This window comes from Actinobacillus succinogenes 130Z (assembly GCF_000017245.1).
Lineage (GTDB): Bacteria > Pseudomonadota > Gammaproteobacteria > Enterobacterales > Pasteurellaceae > Exercitatus > Exercitatus succinogenes.
On the sequence record NC_009655.1, the window covers coordinates 2,056,783 to 2,075,224 of the forward strand.

General features: G+C 46.1%; 17 protein-coding genes and 2 pseudogenes. 2 read left to right on the forward strand and 17 right to left on the reverse strand.

From position 1 onward, the window contains the following. Nucleotides 1–27 precede the first annotated feature (27 nt). From mltG to uvrA, 12 genes are all read right to left on the reverse strand, one after another. On the reverse strand, nucleotides 28–1,089 hold the full coding sequence (mltG, locus tag ASUC_RS09685; RefSeq protein ID WP_012073596.1) for an endolytic transglycosylase MltG: 1,062 nt from the start codon (nucleotides 1,087–1,089) through the stop codon (nucleotides 28–30). Between the two features lie 110 nt (nucleotides 1,090–1,199). Further along, nucleotides 1,200–2,438 (reverse strand): phosphoglycerate dehydrogenase, encoded by a 1,239-nt coding sequence (gene serA / locus ASUC_RS09690; RefSeq protein WP_012073597.1) that lies wholly within the window; start codon nucleotides 2,436–2,438, stop codon nucleotides 1,200–1,202. 100 nt (nucleotides 2,439–2,538) lie between these two features. After that, nucleotides 2,539–3,198 carry a ribose-5-phosphate isomerase RpiA gene (gene rpiA, locus ASUC_RS09695; protein ID WP_012073598.1) on the reverse strand — a complete coding sequence of 220 codons (660 nt, stop codon included), beginning with the start codon at nucleotides 3,196–3,198 and terminating at the stop codon, nucleotides 2,539–2,541. A gap of 211 nt (nucleotides 3,199–3,409) precedes the next feature. Then, a complete protein-coding gene (hemW, locus tag ASUC_RS09700; protein WP_404799676.1) occupies nucleotides 3,410–4,576 on the reverse strand; it encodes a radical SAM family heme chaperone HemW in 1,167 nt (388 codons plus the stop codon). A gap of 13 nt (nucleotides 4,577–4,589) precedes the next feature. Beyond that, a complete protein-coding gene (gene rdgB / locus ASUC_RS09705) occupies nucleotides 4,590–5,189 on the reverse strand; it encodes an RdgB/HAM1 family non-canonical purine NTP pyrophosphatase (RefSeq protein ID WP_012073600.1) in 600 nt (199 codons plus the stop codon). 115 nt (nucleotides 5,190–5,304) lie between these two features. Continuing rightward, nucleotides 5,305–5,646, reverse strand: coding sequence for a helix-hairpin-helix domain-containing protein (locus ASUC_RS09710; protein ID WP_012073601.1), 342 nt, complete (start codon nucleotides 5,644–5,646; stop codon nucleotides 5,305–5,307). Between the two features lie 198 nt (nucleotides 5,647–5,844). Next, nucleotides 5,845–6,789 (reverse strand): 4-hydroxy-3-methylbut-2-enyl diphosphate reductase, encoded by a 945-nt coding sequence (gene ispH / locus ASUC_RS09715; protein WP_012073602.1) that lies wholly within the window; start codon nucleotides 6,787–6,789, stop codon nucleotides 5,845–5,847. Further along, nucleotides 6,786–7,277 (reverse strand): signal peptidase II, encoded by a 492-nt coding sequence (gene lspA, locus ASUC_RS09720; protein WP_012073603.1) that lies wholly within the window; start codon nucleotides 7,275–7,277, stop codon nucleotides 6,786–6,788. The genes ispH and lspA overlap by 4 nt, the downstream gene beginning before the upstream one ends. A 210-nt stretch (nucleotides 7,278–7,487) precedes the next feature. Further along, nucleotides 7,488–10,292 carry an isoleucine--tRNA ligase gene (ileS, locus tag ASUC_RS09725; protein ID WP_041834667.1) on the reverse strand — a complete coding sequence of 935 codons (2,805 nt, stop codon included), beginning with the start codon at nucleotides 10,290–10,292 and terminating at the stop codon, nucleotides 7,488–7,490. A gap of 48 nt (nucleotides 10,293–10,340) precedes the next feature. Continuing rightward, nucleotides 10,341–11,294 (reverse strand): bifunctional riboflavin kinase/FAD synthetase, encoded by a 954-nt coding sequence (gene ribF, locus ASUC_RS09730; protein ID WP_012073605.1) that lies wholly within the window; start codon nucleotides 11,292–11,294, stop codon nucleotides 10,341–10,343. A gap of 222 nt (nucleotides 11,295–11,516) precedes the next feature. Next, on the reverse strand, nucleotides 11,517–12,236 hold the full coding sequence (gene nfsA, locus ASUC_RS09735) for an oxygen-insensitive NADPH nitroreductase (RefSeq protein ID WP_012073606.1): 720 nt from the start codon (nucleotides 12,234–12,236) through the stop codon (nucleotides 11,517–11,519). A gap of 149 nt (nucleotides 12,237–12,385) precedes the next feature. Next, nucleotides 12,386–15,214 (reverse strand): excinuclease ABC subunit UvrA, encoded by a 2,829-nt coding sequence (gene uvrA / locus ASUC_RS09740; protein WP_012073607.1) that lies wholly within the window; start codon nucleotides 15,212–15,214, stop codon nucleotides 12,386–12,388. Nucleotides 15,215–15,365: 151 nt separating this feature from the next. Here uvrA and ASUC_RS09745 point away from each other — a divergent pair, with 151 nt between their 5' ends. Continuing rightward, nucleotides 15,366–15,845: a single-stranded DNA-binding protein gene (locus ASUC_RS09745; RefSeq protein WP_012073608.1), complete on the forward strand. Its 480-nt coding sequence runs from the start codon at nucleotides 15,366–15,368 to the stop codon at nucleotides 15,843–15,845. 54 nt (nucleotides 15,846–15,899) lie between these two features. On the opposite strand, the gene ASUC_RS11190 is transcribed toward ASUC_RS09745, so the two are convergent. The 5 genes and pseudogenes from ASUC_RS11190 to plsY form a co-directional block, all read right to left on the reverse strand. Beyond that, the gene (locus ASUC_RS11190) at nucleotides 15,900–16,052 is read right to left on the reverse strand and encodes a DUF1232 domain-containing protein (RefSeq protein WP_083757698.1); all 153 of its coding nucleotides are present in this window, start codon (nucleotides 16,050–16,052) and stop codon (nucleotides 15,900–15,902) included. 49 nt (nucleotides 16,053–16,101) lie between these two features. Then, nucleotides 16,102–16,263, reverse strand: a pseudogene (locus ASUC_RS11195) (glycerol-3-phosphate 1-O-acyltransferase PlsY); the annotation flags it as partial. A 259-nt stretch (nucleotides 16,264–16,522) separates the two neighbouring features. After that, complete coding sequence (locus ASUC_RS11375) at nucleotides 16,523–16,735, reverse strand: hypothetical protein (protein WP_172435793.1); 213 nt, start codon at nucleotides 16,733–16,735, stop codon at nucleotides 16,523–16,525. A 201-nt stretch (nucleotides 16,736–16,936) separates the two neighbouring features. Then, a pseudogene (locus ASUC_RS11380) lies at nucleotides 16,937–17,341 on the reverse strand (AAA family ATPase); the annotation flags it as partial. Nucleotide 17,342: 1 nt separating this feature from the next. Further along, a complete protein-coding gene (plsY, locus tag ASUC_RS09760; RefSeq protein WP_012073609.1) occupies nucleotides 17,343–17,945 on the reverse strand; it encodes a glycerol-3-phosphate 1-O-acyltransferase PlsY in 603 nt (200 codons plus the stop codon). Nucleotides 17,946–18,047: 102 nt separating this feature from the next. On the opposite strand from plsY, the gene folB reads away from it, so the two are divergent. Further along, nucleotides 18,048–18,410, forward strand: a complete 363-nt coding sequence (gene folB / locus ASUC_RS09765) for a dihydroneopterin aldolase (RefSeq protein ID WP_012073610.1) — start codon at nucleotides 18,048–18,050, stop codon at nucleotides 18,408–18,410. Nucleotides 18,411–18,442 lie beyond the last annotated feature (32 nt).

Genomic DNA, 18,442 nt, shown 5'->3' on the forward strand with positions numbered 1-18,442 from the left:
AACGTCGGGTTGCTCCCGGCGTTACGATTATTTTTTATTTTGGCGATACCAGCGTAAATATTCCTGTACCGCCCGATTATGTTCGGCCAGATTACGGCTGAATTTATGTCCGCCGCTACCGTCCGCCACGAAGTACAGATAATCCGTTTTATCCGGATGCGCGACCGCCATTAACGCACTTTCGCTCGGATTGGCGATCGGGGTCGGCGGTAATCCTTCAATCACATAAGTATTATATTCCGTTTCGGTCTCCAGATCTTTTTTGCGAATATTGCCCGCATAAGCGTCCCCCATACCGTAAATTACGGTAGGATCCGTTTGTAACCGCATTTTGTTTTTTAACCGATTCATGAATACCGACGCAATTTTACCGCGCTCCGCCAGCAATCCGCTTTCTTTTTCCACTATAGACGCCAGAATCAGCATTTGGTACGGCGTTTCCAGCGGTAAATCCGCATCCCGTTCCGCCCAGGCTTTATCCAACGTTTTCGTCATTTTGTCTACAGCCCGCTTTAACAATGCCGCATCGGTGGAATTCGGTACATAATTGTAAGTGTCGGGATAAATCCAGCCTTCCAGCTTTTGTTGGCCCGTTAACATATTATTCATGGCGGAAGCGGTATCGTCCGCAGCGAATTCGCTAAAAATTTCCCGTTCGAGATTTTCGTTCTGATAATCAAAAATCCGTTTTAAGTGCGGTGCGTTTTCCAAAGATTTTTTTACCTGCTTCCAGGTTTCACCGTCAGTAAAACGAATACTGAATTGCACTTCTTTGCCCGAATTCAAAAGCTGCAGCAACTCTTCTACGGTTTTCACTCCGTTCAAAGAATAGGTGCCGGCTTTCACATTATTCAGATTCGGTTGGAATTTTAATGCCCAAGGCAGCCAAGCGGCATTTTCCAGCAATTGTTCCCGCTCGAACAAACCGGCAAGTTTTTTTCCGGTAGTACCTCGTTCTAAAGTTAACAGCTGATCAGGTTGCGCCGTTATCGGTTGTTGCAACACTTGTCGAATCTGATAATAACCCCAAAGCCCTACAGCTGCCGCAATCATCAGTAAGGTCAGAATAAAAGAAAGAAATTTTTTCATAGCAAAATTCACAGTTTAAAATTTGGGGGATTTTAACATAGAACAATAGAGAAAAGAAAAAAGTGCGGTCAAATCGACCGCACTTTCATACTGAAATAATACCCGAAACGTTAAAACAGCACGCGGGCACGAATGGTGCCGTCGATTTCTTTCAGTTTGGTTAACAAATCATCGGTATTTTCCGTTTCCACGTCAATTACCACATACCCGATGGTCGGATCCGTTTGCAGGAACTGCGCGGCGATATTCACATCGGCGTCCACAAACACTTGGTTGATTTTGTTTAAAATACCCGGTTTGTTGCGGTGGATGTGCAATAAACGTTTGGCTTTGCCGGTATTTTGTTCCGGTAAGGAAACTTCCGGGAAATTCACGGCAGACAGCGTAGAACCGTTGTCCGAATATTTCACGAATTTTAACGCGACTTCCGTACCGATATTTTCCTGCGCTTCGGCAGTCGAACCGCCCACATGCGGCGTTAAAATGACATTATCGAATTTACGCAACGGCGATTCGAAAGTTTCTGCCGCAGATGCCGGTTCTTTCGGGAACACATCCACTGCCGCGCCGTGCACTTTGCCGGATTCCAATGCCGCGGCCAAAGCGTCCACATCCACTACGGTTCCGCGTGCCGCATTAATCAGAACGCTACCGGGTTTCAATTGTGCGATACGCTCCGCGCTCATCAGATTCTTAGTCGAGGCGTTTTCCGGTACGTGCAATGAAATCACATCACAGCCGCCAAGCAACTGTTCCAAAGAGTTTACCTGTTGTGCGTTACCCAGCGGCAATTTGGTTTCCACATCATAGAAAAAGACGTTCATGCCCAAAGATTCCGCAATAATACTTAATTGCGAACCGATGTGACCGTAACCGATAATCCCCAGTTTTTTGCCGCGCACTTCATGCGAGCCATCCGCCGATTTATTCCACTCGCCGCGATGCACTTCCATATTGGCTTTAGGTATATTACGCATTAACAGAATGATTTCCGCCAGCACCAATTCCGCCACGGAACGGGTATTGGAAAACGGTGCGTTAAACACCGGAATGCCTTTTTCTTTGGCGGCATCCAATGCCACTTGGTTGGTACCGATGCAGAAACAACCGATAGCAATCAGTTTCGGCGCATGTTCGAGGATGTCCGCCGTTAAATTGGTACGCGACCGTAAACCGATGAAATGCGCGTCTTTAATCGCTTCTTTTAACTCTTCCGGTTCCAACGCTTTTTTGTGATATTCAATATTGGTATAACCTGCGTCATGCAATACGTCCAACGCATTTTGATGTACGCCTTCCAGCAGTAAGAACTTAATCTTTGATTTATCCAGAGAGACTTTTGCCGTCATAGTTTTTCCTTATGATTGTGTTTGTATTCGTTATAGGCGCCGTTTATCGTTTTATAAACGATTTTCCTGAAGGGCGGTCAAAAAAAGCGGCGTTTTTCAATTATTTGATGATTTTCGCACCTTCAGGCGTGCCGACAATCACGGTATTCGCCGCATTCAAGGCGAAAATGCCGTTTGTCACCACGCCCGCCACGTTATTCAATTCCTTTTCCATTTCCGGCGGATTCATAATCGGGAAATTATGTACGTCTAAAATGACATTGCCGTTATCCGTCACCACCCCCTGACGCCATTCCGGCGAACCGCCTAATGCGACCAGTTTACGTGCCACTTGAGAACGCGCCATAGGAATCACTTCCACCGGTAACGGAAATGTGGAACCCAGCACGTCCACCTGTTTTGAACTGTCCACAATACAGATAAAATTTTTGGTCAGCGACGCTACGATTTTCTCGCGGGTTAACGCCGCTCCGCCGCCTTTGATCATCATTTTCTGCGGATTGATTTCGTCCGCACCGTCCACGTAAATATCCAAACTCGACACATCATTGGCACTGAACACTTCAATGCCCTGTTTGCGCAGCAATTCCTCCGACGCTTTGGATGCCGCCACCGCACCTTTGATTTGATCCCGCATTGCACCCAGCGCTTCAATGAAACAATTTACGGTAGAACCGCTGCCGACCCCGACGATACTATCGGGTTGCACAAATTGTAATGCGGCTTGAGCAGCCATTTTTTTCATTTCGAGTTGATCCATAACTTATCCTTTTATTTGCTGATAGGCAAACGATTGCTATACTCTAATACCAAACAGATCACGAAACAAGCGTAATCTGTCAGAAATTCATTGTTCAAGCGGTAAAAATTTATTCGCTTAAATCATTTTCTCATGTTTTTAAATAGGTTAATCAATAAATCTTTTACCGCAAGATTGCCTTTTCCCCTGCCTCGGTTTGTGAAAATCCGCTTTACTCATCCGGCAGGAATCGTTGCAACAATTCGTTCAGAAACAGTTTGCCGTGTTCGCTGATTTGCCAAGTGCGGTCGGTTTCCGTTAAATATTTTTGTGCTACCGCCCACTCGATATCATCTTTCACCGCACTTTGCGATAAGCCGGTAAATTGTTTCAATTCCGCTTTCGGTACCGGTTCCAGCAGGCGAAAACGATTCATAAAAAATTCAAAAGCGCGGTCGGATTCCGGCACGTTTTTTTCGTTAAAAAGATATTCGCCGCGTAAATAACCTTTCGGATGCTTGGTTTTACTGTAACGCACGATGCGTCCGTCGGTAAAACCGAGTTTACCGTGCGCGCCGCAACCGATAGCAAGATAGTCGCCGAAACGCCAGTAATTCAAATTATGGCGGCATTGAAAGCCCGGTTTGGCATAAGCGGACGTTTCATACTGCTGATAACCCGCCGCCGTCAGCAACTGATGTCCCTGTTCGAAAATATCCCACAAGAGATCGTCGTCAGGTAATGCCGGCGGACGATAAGCGAACAGCGTATTGGGTTCGATAGTGAGTTGATACCAAGACAGATGCGGCGGATTCAATACAATCGCCCGACGCAAATCGTCCAGCGCCTGTTGCACGGTTTGATTCGGCAAGCCGTGCATTAAATCGAGATTAAAACTTTTCAGTCCCCGCCCTAACAAATCTTGCGCAAAACCGACCGCACTTTTAGCTTCCGCCGAATTATGAATACGGCCTAATATCTTCAGTTTTTCATCGGAAAAGCTTTGAATGCCCATGGAAATACGATTAACGCCGGCATTAACATAACCGCGAAAACGTTCCGCTTCCGCCGTCCCCGGATTCGCTTCAAGGGTAATTTCAATATTATCGGCAAACGCAATTTGCGCCCGAATGCCGTGCAACAATTCGCCGATATTTTCCGCCGAAAATAAACTCGGCGTACCGCCGCCGATAAAAATACTCTGTAACGCCCGTCCATTCACGCTCGCCGCATAACGTGTCAAATCCTGGCGCAAATCCGTCAACAGATGGCGCACATAATCCCGCTCGGGAATCTCGCCTTTTTGTCCGTGAGAATTAAAATCGCAATAAGGACACTTCTGCACGCACCACGGAATGTGTACGTAAAGACTGAGCGGCGGTAACGTTAATTCGGTCATTTCAGCCATTTGATTATTTTGAAAGTTTTTCTTTCAATACCGCCAAAGCGCGGGCGCGATGCGAAATTTTTTTCTTCTCCGCCGTTTCCAGTTCCGCAAAAGTACAACCCTTTTCCGGGCTGAAGAACAGGCTATCGTAACCAAAACCGTTGTCGCCTTTTTCTTCATGAATAATCATTCCCGGGCATTCGCCTTCCGCGATAACAGGAGTCGGATCGGTTTCGTGTCGTAATAAAACGATACAACTGACGAATTTAGCCTGACGGCCCTCATCCGTAAGATTCGCCATTTCGCGCAATAATTTTTGGCGGTTTAAGGCATCCGCCTCATCACCGTCCACCCCCGCATAACGGGCGGAATACAAACCCGGTGCGCCGTTTAATGCCGGCACAACCAAGCCGCTGTCATCCGCAATGGCGGGCAAACCCGAGGCCTTCGCCGCATAACGGGCTTTCAAAACGGCATTTTCCACAAAAGTCAAACCGGTTTCCTCCGGACTTTCGATGCCTAAATCCGTTTGCGCTATCACTTCAAAACCGAAATCAGCCAGTACATCCGCCATTTCTTTCACTTTGCCCTGATTACCGGTCGCCAAAACGATTTTTTGTTTCATATTTATTATCCTCGTTACGCGAATACGAAAATTTGATTTTTTCATACCCAAAAATGAAATCATTATAACAAAAAAGCGGCATATTCCTATGCCGCAGATTCGATTAAGCGATAAATTAAAAACTAAGGCGATCCCGGTTTTTATCCAGCGTTGCTTTACCGATTCCCTGCACTTCTAGCAGTTGTTCCGCCTCAGTGAAATTACCGTGTTTTTCACGATATTGTACGATAGCTTCCGCTTTTTTCGCACCGATTCCGATTAAAGATTTGGAAATTTCACTTGCCGTCGCGCTGTTGATATTGAGTTTATCAGCAGCCACGCTTTGGGGTTCCGCTACGGGTTGTGTCTGTTTCACATCGGCTTCCGGCGCCCCGTTCTGTTCCGCCGCTAACGCAAAGTTGCCCGCTAAAGATCCCATCATCAAACCGGATAGCAATAATGTTTTTAATACCTTCATAAATTTTCCTTCTAAGTTGTGTTGAGTATTCTCAACGACCATACTTTGAAAGGAAAGGCAGAAATCGGCAACAATCCGACCGCACTTTTGGAATCCGGATCGCAAAATTAATCGGCAGATAAAATAAAAGGACCGTTTAATCTTCATAAACAGCCCTTAAAGTGCGGTCAAAAATATCGAGGTTTTTAACCCCGGCGTTTAATGCGCTTCGTTAATCCGCAGTTCTTTCGGCACTTCAAAAAACATATTTTCTTCGCAGCCTGTCAACTCCTCGACGGTATCCACGCCCAATTCTTTTAAACGGGAAACCACGGATTGAACCAGCACTTCCGGCGCCGAAGCACCGGCCGTGACGCCAATGATGTCCACATTTTCCAACCAGGCGGGATCCACGTCATTCGCGTCGTCCAACAGTTTTGCCGGCGTCCCCATGCGGTTAGCCAGTTCCGCCAACCGGTTGGAATTGGAGGAATTTTTAGAACCGATCACGATGACTAAATCGCATTGTTCCGCCAAATCCCGTACAGCCTGCTGGCGGTTGGTGGTAGCATAACAAATATCGTTTTTGCGCGGTCCCTGAATATTTGGGTATTTTTGTTTTAACGCTTCGATTACATCCGCCGTATCGTCGATGGACAACGTCGTTTGCGTCATAAAGGTTAAGTCGTCGTCATCACGCAAATGCAGTTTTGCAATATCTTCTACGTTTTCAACCAGAAAAATACCGCCGTCCCGATTATCGTATTGTCCCATCGTGCCCTGCACCTCGGGATGACCTTCGTGACCGATTAAAATCGCTTTGGTCCCCTTACGGCTGGCGCGCGCCACTTGCATATGCACTTTCGTCACCAACGGGCAAGTGGCGTCGAACACTTTCAAATTACGCCGTTTCGCTTCCTGACGCACTGCCTGAGACACGCCGTGGGCGGAAAAAATCACAATGGCGCCGTCCGGTACTTCATCCAATTCCTCCACAAAAACAGCTCCGCGCTCACGTAAACCGTTTACCACAAAGCGGTTATGCACCACTTCATGGCGTACATAAATCGGCGCACCATGAATTTCCAGAGCTAATTCCACAATGCTGATGGCACGATCCACGCCGGCACAAAATCCGCGCGGATTGGCTAAAATAATTTTCATTGTTCGTTCGCCTTTTTCTCACCGTTTTTAAAGCTATCCAAAATCAACAATCCCACGCCGACGCAAATGGCGATATCCGCCACATTGAATACGGGATAATGCCATTCCCGCCAGTAAAAATCGAAGAAATCCACCACAAAACCGTGATACGCGCGATCCGCCATATTGGCAAGCGCTCCGCCGATAATCAGTGCATAAGCGGAATTTTGCAACTTTTGCCGCGCGCTGTTTTTACGTAATAAATACACCAACACAGCGGAAATAATCAATGCCAGCGCAATGAAAAAATATTTCTGCCAACCGCCGTGTTCCGCCAAAAAACTAAAGGCCGCACCGGTATTTCTGGCGTAAGTTAAATTAAATACGGGTAAAATGTTGACGCTTTCATACAATTCAAAATTCTGCGTCACGAGATATTTTGTGAGCAAATCGATGACAAAAGCGACCGCACTTAGCCAGAGAAATGATAAACCTGATTTTTTTTTCATAAATTCTTTGTCCGTTAAGATCAGCTTTCGCCTAACGGCGACTTCCTTTGCTTTGCGTGTGCAAAACAAAGAAAGCAAAAGAAACACGCCCCGGCTTCAATGCTTTTCTTCGCTTTGTTGAAATTTTCCTAAAAAATTCAAGCTGCTCAGGCATCTCAGACGGGGCCCAGACAAAAGTGCGGTCAGATTCAACCGCACTTTTTAGTTTAATTAAGCAAAATGACGGACTTCACCGCTGCCGTTGACGTTTTCTTCACAGCGCGAACACAGTGCATTTTCGTCTTTGCTGTCGGAGTAATGCCAGCAGCGAGGGCATTTATGGTTAGCGGAACGGATAGCTTTAATGGCCAAGCCTTGCACTTCCCCTTCCGTTACATCGGCATCGGTTAATGTTTTCACTTCGGCTTTGGAAGTAATCGTCACAAAACGCAATTCATTGCCTAATTTATTAAGCAATGCGCTGTATTCATCGTTGGCAAAAATAGTCACTTCCGCTTCCAGACCGCCGCCGATCACTTTGTCGTTGCGGGCTTGTTCAAGCACGCGGTTGACTTCGTTACGCACGGTAATCACCTGTTGCCAGTAAGCATCGTCGAGTTCTTCGTCGGCATCCAGCGCGAATAAGCCTTCATAGAACTCTTCGGTAAAGACGAATTCGCCGTGTTCGCCCGGTAAATACCCCCAAATTTCATCTGCGGTAAATGAAAGAATCGGTGCCATCCAGCGAACCAAGGCTTCGGCGATATGCCATAAAGCGGTTTGGCAGCTGCGACGGGCAAGACTGTCCGCTTTGGTGGTGTATTGGCGGTCTTTGATAATATCCAAATAGAATGAACCCATTTCGATAGAACAGAATTTCATCAATCGTTGTACCACGGTGTGGAATTGATAATTATCGTACGCCTCTTTAATTTCCTTTTGCGCCCGCAATGCACAATCCACCGCCCAGCGATCCAGAGAAATCATCTCTTCCGGTTTTACCGCATCACGTTTCGGATCGAAACCGTTTAAGTTCGCCAGCAAGAAACGGGCAGTATTACGGATACGACGATAGCTGTCCGCCGCACGTTTTAAAATTTCGTCTGAAACGGTCATTTCGCCGGTATAGTCCGTCGACGCCACCCATAACCGTAAAATATCGCCGCCGAATTTGTCCATAACTTCTTGCGGCGTCACGATATTACCGATGGATTTCGACATTTTACGGCCCTGACCGTCCACCGTGAAACCGTGGGTCAACACCTGTTTGTACGGCGCTTGGTTATCCGTCGCGGTAGAAAGCATTAACGAAGACATAAACCAACCGCGGTGTTGGTCGGAACCTTCAAGGTACATATCCGCTTCATTGCCGTTAAATTCAGGACGGGATTTCACCACGCTATAATAAGTGGATCCCGAATCGAACCATACGTCCAGAGTGTCCGGCACTTTGCTGTAATCGGCGGCATCGTCGCCTAATAAATCTTTCGGATCCAAATCCCACCAAGCCTGAATGCCTTTTTGCTCGACTAATTTCGCTACTTCTTCAATCAGTTCAACCGTACGCGGATGAAGCTGCTCGGTTTCGTTATGGATAAATAACGCCACCGGCACGCCCCAGGTACGTTGACGGGAAATACACCAGTCCGGACGGTTTTCCACCATGTTTTCGATACGCGCCTGACCCCAGTCTGGAATCCAGCGTACGTTTTTAATTTCAGACAATGCCTGTCGGCGCAAACCTTGCGTGTCCATACCGATAAACCATTGTGGCGTGGCACGGAAGATAATCGGCGTTTTGTGACGCCAGCAATGCGGATAACTGTGGCGGATTTTTTCCAATTTCAGCAACGCACCCGTTTCTTCTAATTTTTCCAGCACTTTACCGTTGGATTCAAACACCCCCAAACCTGCAAAGAACGGCGTTGAGGAAACGAATTTACCGTCGTTACCCACAAGTCCCGCCATGCCGATATTATATTTACGGGAAACCGCATAGTCGTCCTGACCGTGATCCGGCGCGGTGTGAACCAAACCCGTTCCCCCGTCAAGCGTAACGTGATCGCCCAGAATAAACGGTACCTCGTAATCGTAGAACGGATGTTTAAATTGCAATAATTCCAAATCGGAACCTTTGGCAGAACCCAACACTTTCCAGTTTTCAACGCCGACCGCCTGAGCCACGCTTTCTACGAGATCCGCCGCTAAAATCAGACGTTCATCAGCAAACTGAACGATTTGATATTCCAATTCGGAATTAAGCGAAATGGCTTTATTGGACGGTAACGTCCAAGGCGTGGTCGTCCAGATAACGGCGGATAATTTGCCTTGTCCTTTTTCCATTAAAACAAACTTATTTTCCACCGCACTTTCGTCCGCCGCGGCAAAACGCACATAAATGGACGGTGAAGTGCGGTCTTCATATTCCACTTCCGCTTCCGCCAATGACGACGCACAATCCAAACACCAGTGAACAGGTTTCGAGCCTTTATATAAATGCCCGTTCGCCACCGCTTTTCCGAAGGCGCGAATAATGTTCGCTTCGGTGTCGAAATTCATGGTCAAATACGGATTATCCCAATCGCCCAATACGCCTAAACGAATGAAGTCTTTTTTCTGACCTTCCACCTGTTCGCGGGCATATTTACGGCATTCTTCACGAAATTCCGCCGCCGAGATTTTCTGATTCGGCTTGCCTACCAAAGCTTCCACTTTTAATTCAATCGGCAAACCGTGACAATCCCAACCCGGGATATACGGACTGTCAAAACCCAGAGCGGTTTTGGATTTAATAATAATGTCTTTTAAAATTTTATTTACAGCGTGACCGATATGAATATTACCGTTGGCATAAGGAGGACCGTCATGCAAAATGAACGATTTTTTGCCTTTTGAATAAGCGCGGATTTTCTGATAGAGGTTTTTGTCATACCAGTTTTTTAACATCGCAGGTTCGCGTTTTGCCAAATCCCCGCGCATCGGAAAACCTGTCGCAGGCAGGTTTAAAGTATTTTTATAGTCGTTAGTTCCAGACATTTTTTCGTACCGTTGTAAATAAAAAATCTTGTTATTGAAATAGCAGAATCAACCGTTCTGTTTAAAATAATCTTTCGCCGTTAAAGCGTCTTGCCGGATTTGTGCTTGCAGTGCGTCCAGTGACGGAAATTTCACTTCGTTGCGGATTTTTTTACAGAACTCCACCGAAATGGTTTGTCCGTATAAATCACTATTAAAATCAAACAGATGCACTTCAAGTAATTGTTTCACCCCATCCACCGTCGGGCGTTGTCCGATATTCGCAATTCCTTCGAAAATCCGACCGCACTTTTCACCCCGTACATCGGCTTCACACCGGACTTTCACCGCATATACGCCTTTCACCGGATTAACTTGTCGTTGCAAACGGATATTTGCCGTCGGAAAACCGATGGTACGACCCAATTTTTTCCCGTGCACCACTTTGCCGAAAATACGGTAAGGTCGTCCGAGCAGACTTTCCGCTAAAGCGAGATTATCGTCCGCTAAAGCGGTGCGAATCGCCGTGCTGCTGATTCGCTGTTCACACAAATGAAAGGTGCTGTTATCTTCCACCGTAAAACCGAATTTCGAACCCGATTGTTGCAACAAGGTAAAATCCCCTTCCCGATTAGCGCCGAAACGGAAATCGTCGCCGATGCTCAAAAAGCTGACGTTCAGCTTGCGCACCAACCATTGGCAAATAAACTCTTCCGCGGTTAATGTCGCAAAAGTGCGGTCGAATTTTACGCAAATTACAAAATCTACGCCGGCCTCATCCAAATAATGCAGTTTATCGCGCAACCGCATTAAGCGTGCCGGCGCCCGCTCGCCCTGAAAATATTCCCGCGGTTGCGGTTCAAATAACATGACGACCACAGGCAGATTCAGACTGTCCGCTTTTTCACGCAAATGCCGCAATACCGCCTGATGTCCGAGATGCACGCCGTCAAAATTACCAATGGTTAACGCACAATGTTCAAAATTTTGTTGCAGATTGCGCATGCCGCGAATCAATTGCATTGAGTGAAAATCCGTTCAGAGAGTTTAAAGCCAAAATAATGCGGTATTATACGCATAAATCCGGCAAGATTAAAGCTGAGGTTTACGCGGATGAAAACCTATATGCGGTAAAATTACCGGAAAGAGACGCGCTTACCCGAATTAACAGGGCAATATGTAAAAAACTTATAAAAAAACGACCGCACTTTATACGAATCGATATATAAAGTGCGGTCGAAACATTTAACGTTTCAGGAATCCCTGTTGTTGGAAGAACGGCAAAATTTGCGGACGTACGGCATGATCCAAGGTGCGGTGAATAGCGTCCTGCCATTGCTGAGGTTCACCGGTACGCGCCTGATAATACGCCGCCATTTCGGCGTTATAATCCGCCAGAACGCTTTCATCCAGCGGCTGATAACGGTTTTCATGACACATCAACGGACGTGGCAGACGGGGTTTTAACCCCGGCTCCTGTGCCGGATAGCCCAGACACATTCCTACTAACGGCACGCAGAATTCCGGCAGATTTAACGCCTTCGCCGCCGTTTCAATGCCGTTACGCAATGCGCCGATATACACTCCGCCTAAGCCGAGAGATTCCGCCGCCAGCAACACATTTTGCGCCATAATTCCCGTATCCACTGCACCGATAACGCTGACTTCCGCCCAATCCAGTTGAGCTTCAGGGTCGAGTCGGCGATGTTTATTGAAATCGATGCAAAATACCAAAAATTCCGCGCATTCCGTTACATACGCCATACCGGAAGCCTCCCGTAAAGTTTGGCGGATAGTGCGATCCGTTACCCGAATAATGGTGACGCACTGCAGATTATTTGAAGAAGAGGCCCGGCGGGCGGCGTCGATTAACTGTACGAATGTTTCTTCGGAAATCGGTTGATCTGTGAATTGACGAATGGAACGATGGGATAAAATCGTGTCTAAAGTCGGTTTGCTTTGCATAATATTTCTTCTTTTGATTGATTAAGTGATGACGGCCGTTCTTTCGCCGGTTGTCCGCCGGAAATAAAAGTGCGGTCACCAACAACGACGTTTTTTATTATCGTCGTCATTTCACCGCCTTCGTTTCAATGGCAAACAAAACCCTGTTATTACTGCGTCAACATCGGGTTTAAAAAACGTGCCGTGTGCGAATGCGGATCTTTTGCCACTTGTTCCGGTGTACCGGTGGCGATAATTTCACCGCCGCCGTTACCGCCTTCCGGACCGAGATCCACTATCCAGTCGGCGGTTTTTATCACATCCAGATTATGTTCGATCACCACGATAGTATTGCCCTGATCACGCAAACGATGCAACACTTCCAGCAACTGCTTGATATCGGCGAAATGTAAGCCGGTAGTCGGTTCGTCCAGCACATAAAGAGTTTTGCCCGTATCGCGCTTCGATAACTCGGTAGCTAATTTTACCCGCTGGGCTTCACCGCCGGAAAGCGTAGTGGAAGACTGACCGAGACGGATATAAGACAAGCCCACGTCCATCAGCGTTTGTAATTTACGCGCAATGGCGGGAATCGCATCAAAAAATTCGCGCGCTTCTTCCACCGTCATATCCAGCACTTGGTGAATAGTTTTACCTTTATAACGGATTTCCAAGGTTTCACGGTTATAGCGTTTTCCTTTACATTGGTCGCACGGTACATAAACGTCCGGCAGAAAGTGCATTTCCACTTTGATAACACCGTCGCCCTGACAGGCTTCACAGCGTCCGCCCCGCACGTTAAAACTGAAACGTCCCGGGTTATAACCGCGCGCCCGGGATTCCGGTACGCCGGCAAATAATTCGCGAATCGGCGTAAACAAACCGGTGTACGTCGCCGGATTGGAACGCGGCGTGCGTCCGATCGGGCTTTGGTCGATATTAATGACTTTATCGAAATGTTCCAGTCCTTCAATAGATTTATACGGCGCAAAATCAATGTTATCCGCCCGATTCAGCGCGTTTTGCGCCAACGGAAATAAAGTATCGTTAATTAAAGTGGATTTGCCCGAACCCGACACGCCCGTAATACAGGTAAACAGCCCCACCGGAATTTCCAGATTAACGGATTTCAGATTATTTCCCGTCGCGCCGTTCAAGCGCAGAATTTTCTTCTTGTTAAGTGCGGTCCGTTTTGACGGAATTTCGATTTTTTCTTTGCCTGACAGGAATTGACCCGTAACGGAATTCGGGTTCGCCATAATTTGTTCGGCGTTACCCTGCGCGATAATCTCACCGCCGTGCACACCGGCGCCCGGACCGATATCGATAATATGATCTGCCGCTCGAATGGCGTCTTCGTCATGTTCCACCACAATCACGGTATTCCCTAAATTGCGCAAATGAATCAAGGTGTTGAGCAAGCGTTCGTTATCCCGTTGGTGCAATCCGATAGACGGTTCGTCCAGTACGTACATGACGCCTACCAACCCCGCCCCGATTTGACTGGCTAAACGAATACGTTGCGCTTCACCGCCGGAAAGGGTTTCCGCCGAGCGGGAAAGAGAAAGATAATTCAGCCCCACATTAACCAGAAACGACAAACGTTCTTTAATTTCTTTCAGAATTTTTTCCGCAATTTGGGCTTTTTGTCCCGCTAACGCCATTTTTTCAAAAAACGCCAGCGCATCGCCGATACTCATTTCCGCAATATCCGGCAGGTTGGTTTGTCCGATGTACACATGGCGGGCTTCAGGCCGTAAACGGGACCCGCAGCAATCCTTACAAGGACGGGTACTGATGTTTTTCGCCAATTCTTCCCGTACGGACATGGATTCCGTTTCTTTGTAACGACGCGTCATGTTATTCAAAATACCTTCGAAAGGATGGCGACGCACCACGCTATCGCCGCGATCGTTCAAATAAACGAATTCGATTTCCTCATTGCCGGAACCGTACAACACAATGTCGCGTATTTTTTTCGGTAAACTCTCGAAAGGCGCTTCAAGGTCAAAATGGTAATGGCTGCTCAGGGATTTCATCATTTGATAATAATAGAAATTACGGCGATCCCAGCCCTTCACCGCTCCGCTTGCCAGAGAAATCCCCGGGTGTTGCACTACACGCGCTTCGTCAAAATACTGTTCGACGCCCAAACCGTCGCAGGTCGGGCAAGCGCCGGCGGGGTTGTTAAACGAAAACAGGCGCGGTTCCAGTTCCGGCACGGAATAACCGCAATGCGGGCAGGCGAAATTAGCGGAAAAAACCAATTCTTCCGCTTTCGAATCGTCCATTGAGGCCACCACCGCCGTACCGCCGGATAATTCCAGCGTCGTTTCAAAAGATTCCGCTAATCTTGTAGCTAAATCCGACCGCACTTTGAATCGATCCACCACGACTTCTATGCTGTGTTTTTTCTGTAATTCCAGCTTCGGCGGATCGGACAGATCACAAATTTCGCCGTCAATTCGGGCACGGATATACCCCTGCGCGGCAATCTGTTCTAATATTTTAACATGTTCGCCCTTACGCGCTTTCACTACCGGCGCCAACAACATCATACGGCTTTCTTCCGGCAAGCTCAGTACTTTATCCACCATTTGCGAGATGGTTTGCGCCGCTAACGGTACATTATGGTGAGGACAACGCGGCTCACCCACCCGGGCAAACAGTAAACGCAAATAATCGTGAATTTCCGTCACGGTTCCCACCGTAGAACGGGGATTATGCGAGGTGGATTTTTGTTCGATGGAAATTGCCGGTGACAGCCCTTCAATACTGTCTACATCCGGCTTTTCCATTAATGATAAAAACTGACGGGCATAAGCGGACAGACTTTCCACGTAACGCCGCTGTCCTTCCGCATATAGAGTATCAAAAGCCAGCGAGGATTTTCCCGAGCCGGATAACCCGGTGATGACGATAAGTTTGTCGCGGGGAATGGTGAGATTGATATTTTTTAAGTTGTGAGTACGCGCTCCCCGAATGTCGATTTGATCCATTTTTAGTCCAGTTAAAATCAATACCAAAAAATTGGAATGATTATCTCATATTTTTAAATCTGTTAAAATATTCAGTGAAAATTTATAGATCTTTTTTTGAAATTCAGGCAGAATAGACCGCACTTTTAAAAAGAATATTTAGGAGAAAATCATGGCAGGCGTTAATAAAGTTATCATCGTTGGTCGTTTAGGAAACGACCCTGAAATTCGCACCATGCCAAACGGAGAAGCCGTTGCCAATATCAGCGTAGCGACCAGTGAAAGCTGGAACGATCGTAATACCGGCGAACGTCGTGAAGTGACGGAATGGCACCGTATCGTATTCTACCGCCGTCAAGCGGAAATCGTAGGCGAATATTTACGCAAAGGCTCGCAAATTTACGTGGAGGGCCGTTTACGTACGCGTAAATGGCAGGATCAAAACGGGCAGGATCGCTACACCACTGAAATTCAGGGCGATGTCATGCAAATGCTGGACAGCCGCAACAGCCAAGGCGGTGATTTTGCACCGCAAAACACAGCGCCACAACAATATTCCCGTTCATCGGCTCCGCGTCAACAAACCGCACCTAAACCGGCAGCTCAGCCGGAACCGCCAATGGATAATTTTGACGACGATATTCCGTTTTAATCCAATGATATGCGAATAAAAAATCTCGGACAAACCGGGATTTTTTATTCGCCGTCACGTTTTCATCAAAAGCCGAATCAACAATATAATCGCCGCCGCATCATCCACCAATCCCAAAGGACCTAAAACCGCTTCGGGTAAAATATCAACAGGGCTTAGCAGATAAATTAAAATTACGATGATTTTTAATAAGTTAACTTTGTTCATAAGCATCTTAAAGCACTTAACGTACGTAAAAGTGCGGTCGTTTTTGCTCTTATTTTTTATTTGATTTTTTGCCCCAGATTCGCTCTTCCTGACCGCGCCAGAGACGTTGAATATTATCATGGCGACGATACACAAGCAGACAGCGGACAAGTGCGACGGGGAAGGTAAATTCGGGACGGAACCGCCACACATATAGTAAACGCAGGGTGGCTTGCCAGCCCACCGTTTTGTTTTTCAGACGGCATAAAGAAACACCGTATCTTTTGTTAGCTATGCCCACTATAGAATGCCGTCTGAAAATGGGTTTCAGACGGCGTTTTTATTATTGAACTATTTTGGCTTTAAAAAAATGACTAAATTCAGAATTGCCTAAGTTTATTATTACAATATTTTGCCTAGTCCTAGTTATTCCCGTATATACTAATTCATTAGTTGATTTATCATCAATTAATAAAAATAATGTATGAATTTCATCCTTTAAAACTATGTACGGTGGATAATTTCATCATTCCAGCATTTAGCCAAAATCCAGTTTTTTTAGCTCTTCTAATTTGATCAACATTATCTCTTGTTTCTAATAAGCCTTGTTTTCTGAGTTCTTCATACTCTTCCTTGGTTTCAAAGGTTGTTATGGTTTCTTCGTGATATTCAGATCTAATTGCAAAATCAAGCTCTCGCAACATTTAGATCTCCTAAAATAGCAATATCATTTGAATGGATATCGTGTTTTTTGAGAAAATCAAAAATAAGATCTTTAATTTTCACTAATTTACTTATTTCATGATATTCAATAATGGAAGGAGCGAAATCAAACTCTCGTTGAGCTAGTAACATTTCATCCAGTCCATATTTATTACCAAGAAATTCTTTCTAAAGCTCAATAGCTAAATAACCAATATCATGTTTAAACCTAAAAGATTTTTTAAAGATCTATTCCATTGCCCCGAAATTCCTGTCGTTTTAATTTCTTTGTTTTCATCTAGCTCTCTATCATAGATATTCTGTTTTTCATCCCCAAATACGACTATTTCAGTATCTTTGTGAGAGAAATAATTTATGATTAAATCAAGCCATTCTTGTTTATAATCTTGAATTTCATCAATAAAAACGTAGTTTTTTTGATCGCTCTTCTTCTCACCACGCACAAATTCATTCAACGTTTCGGCATTGGTAATATGGCTGAAAGCGAGATCTTCTTTATTGATATAAATAATGTGAACATTTGCATCTACCGCTTGAATCTCTTGCATAATTTGAAGCAGCAGATAACTTTTCCCCACACGGCGCCGCTTATTTTTTGTTCGATTTTTTGCCCCAAATACGGTCTTCCTGACCGCGCCAGAGACGTTGAATATTATCATGATGACGATACACAAGCAGACAGCAGACAAGTGCGACGGGGAAGGTAAATTCGGGGCGGAACCACCACACATATAACGGTACAAGTAAAGCGGAAATCACCGCACTTAACGAAGAATAACCGCTAATCACAAACACCAAAACCCAAGTACCCAGCATAGTAGCCATTACGCCCCAACCGATAGGTGCGATAGCACCGAATGCGGTGGCAACCCCTTTACCGCCTCTGAATTTAAAAAAGATGGGAAAAATGTGACCGAGACAAGCGCCTAATGCCACCATGCCTAATTCGAACTGAGTTAATCCTAAATAATAACCGCACCAGACGGGAATCATGCCTTTTAATACGTCAAAAACAAATACCGCCAGTGCCGCCCAACGCCCGCCGATACGCAATACGTTGGTTGCACCCGGATTATGCGAACCGTGTCGGCGAGGATCCGGCAAACCGGCAAGGCGACACACGATAACTGCGCTGGAAATCGAGCCCAGTAAATAAGCGGCAAACATATAGCAAAGGGCAAAAAGGCTCATAATGATGAATAATTCCTGTGAGATAAAGAATAGTTTTGTTTATTGTATCCAAACTTGATAGCATACGCCTACCAAATTTTTATATATTTTATTAAATGCAAAATGAATGATCGTATTTTTATTGAAGGGCTCACCGTTTTTGCCCAAATCGGCGTATATGATTGGGAACAACAAATTAAACAACCGTTGGTTTTTGATCTTGAAATGACATGGGACAGCCGAAAAGCGGCGGAAACCGATAATGTCGCCAATTGTCTGAATTATGCGGAAGTCAGCGATTTCGTTGTCAGCTATGTACAATCAAAACCGTTTCTGTTAATCGAACGCGTCGCGAACGAAGTGGCGGAGCAACTCCGACAAAAATTTAATATTTCCTGGTTACGGCTGAAATTAAGTAAACCGAAAGCGGTATCACAAGCCCGTAACGTAGGAATTATTATCGAACGCGGTTCTTATCCCCGTTAAATTAAATAATCGGTACCCGGGAAAGAAGACGA

What these genes read in the sequence shown, in the direction of transcription:
- mltG (WP_012073596.1), bottom strand. Translation starts at nt 1,089, where the DNA reads ATGAAAAAATTTCTTTCTTTTATTCTGACCTTACTGATGATTGCGGCA.
- serA (WP_012073597.1), bottom strand. Translation starts at nt 2,438, where the DNA reads ATGACGGCAAAAGTCTCTCTGGATAAATCAAAGATTAAGTTCTTACTG.
- rpiA (WP_012073598.1), bottom strand. Translation starts at nt 3,198, where the DNA reads ATGGATCAACTCGAAATGAAAAAAATGGCTGCTCAAGCCGCATTACAA.
- hemW (WP_404799676.1), bottom strand. Translation starts at nt 4,576, where the DNA reads ATGACCGAATTAACGTTACCGCCGCTCAGTCTTTACGTACACATTCCG.
- rdgB (WP_012073600.1), bottom strand. Translation starts at nt 5,189, where the DNA reads ATGAAACAAAAAATCGTTTTGGCGACCGGTAATCAGGGCAAAGTGAAA.
- ASUC_RS09710 (WP_012073601.1), bottom strand. Translation starts at nt 5,646, where the DNA reads ATGAAGGTATTAAAAACATTATTGCTATCCGGTTTGATGATGGGATCT.
- ispH (WP_012073602.1), bottom strand. Translation starts at nt 6,789, where the DNA reads ATGAAAATTATTTTAGCCAATCCGCGCGGATTTTGTGCCGGCGTGGAT.
- lspA (WP_012073603.1), bottom strand. Translation starts at nt 7,277, where the DNA reads ATGAAAAAAAAATCAGGTTTATCATTTCTCTGGCTAAGTGCGGTCGCT.
- ileS (WP_041834667.1), bottom strand. Translation starts at nt 10,292, where the DNA reads ATGTCTGGAACTAACGACTATAAAAATACTTTAAACCTGCCTGCGACA.
- ribF (WP_012073605.1), bottom strand. Translation starts at nt 11,294, where the DNA reads ATGCAATTGATTCGCGGCATGCGCAATCTGCAACAAAATTTTGAACAT.
- nfsA (WP_012073606.1), bottom strand. Translation starts at nt 12,236, where the DNA reads ATGCAAAGCAAACCGACTTTAGACACGATTTTATCCCATCGTTCCATT.
- uvrA (WP_012073607.1), bottom strand. Translation starts at nt 15,214, where the DNA reads ATGGATCAAATCGACATTCGGGGAGCGCGTACTCACAACTTAAAAAAT.
- ASUC_RS09745 (WP_012073608.1), top strand. Translation starts at nt 15,366, where the DNA reads ATGGCAGGCGTTAATAAAGTTATCATCGTTGGTCGTTTAGGAAACGAC.
- ASUC_RS11190 (WP_083757698.1), bottom strand. Translation starts at nt 16,052, where the DNA reads ATGAACAAAGTTAACTTATTAAAAATCATCGTAATTTTAATTTATCTG.
- ASUC_RS11375 (WP_172435793.1), bottom strand. Translation starts at nt 16,735, where the DNA reads ATGTTGCGAGAGCTTGATTTTGCAATTAGATCTGAATATCACGAAGAA.
- plsY (WP_012073609.1), bottom strand. Translation starts at nt 17,945, where the DNA reads ATGAGCCTTTTTGCCCTTTGCTATATGTTTGCCGCTTATTTACTGGGC.
- folB (WP_012073610.1), top strand. Translation starts at nt 18,048, where the DNA reads ATGAATGATCGTATTTTTATTGAAGGGCTCACCGTTTTTGCCCAAATC.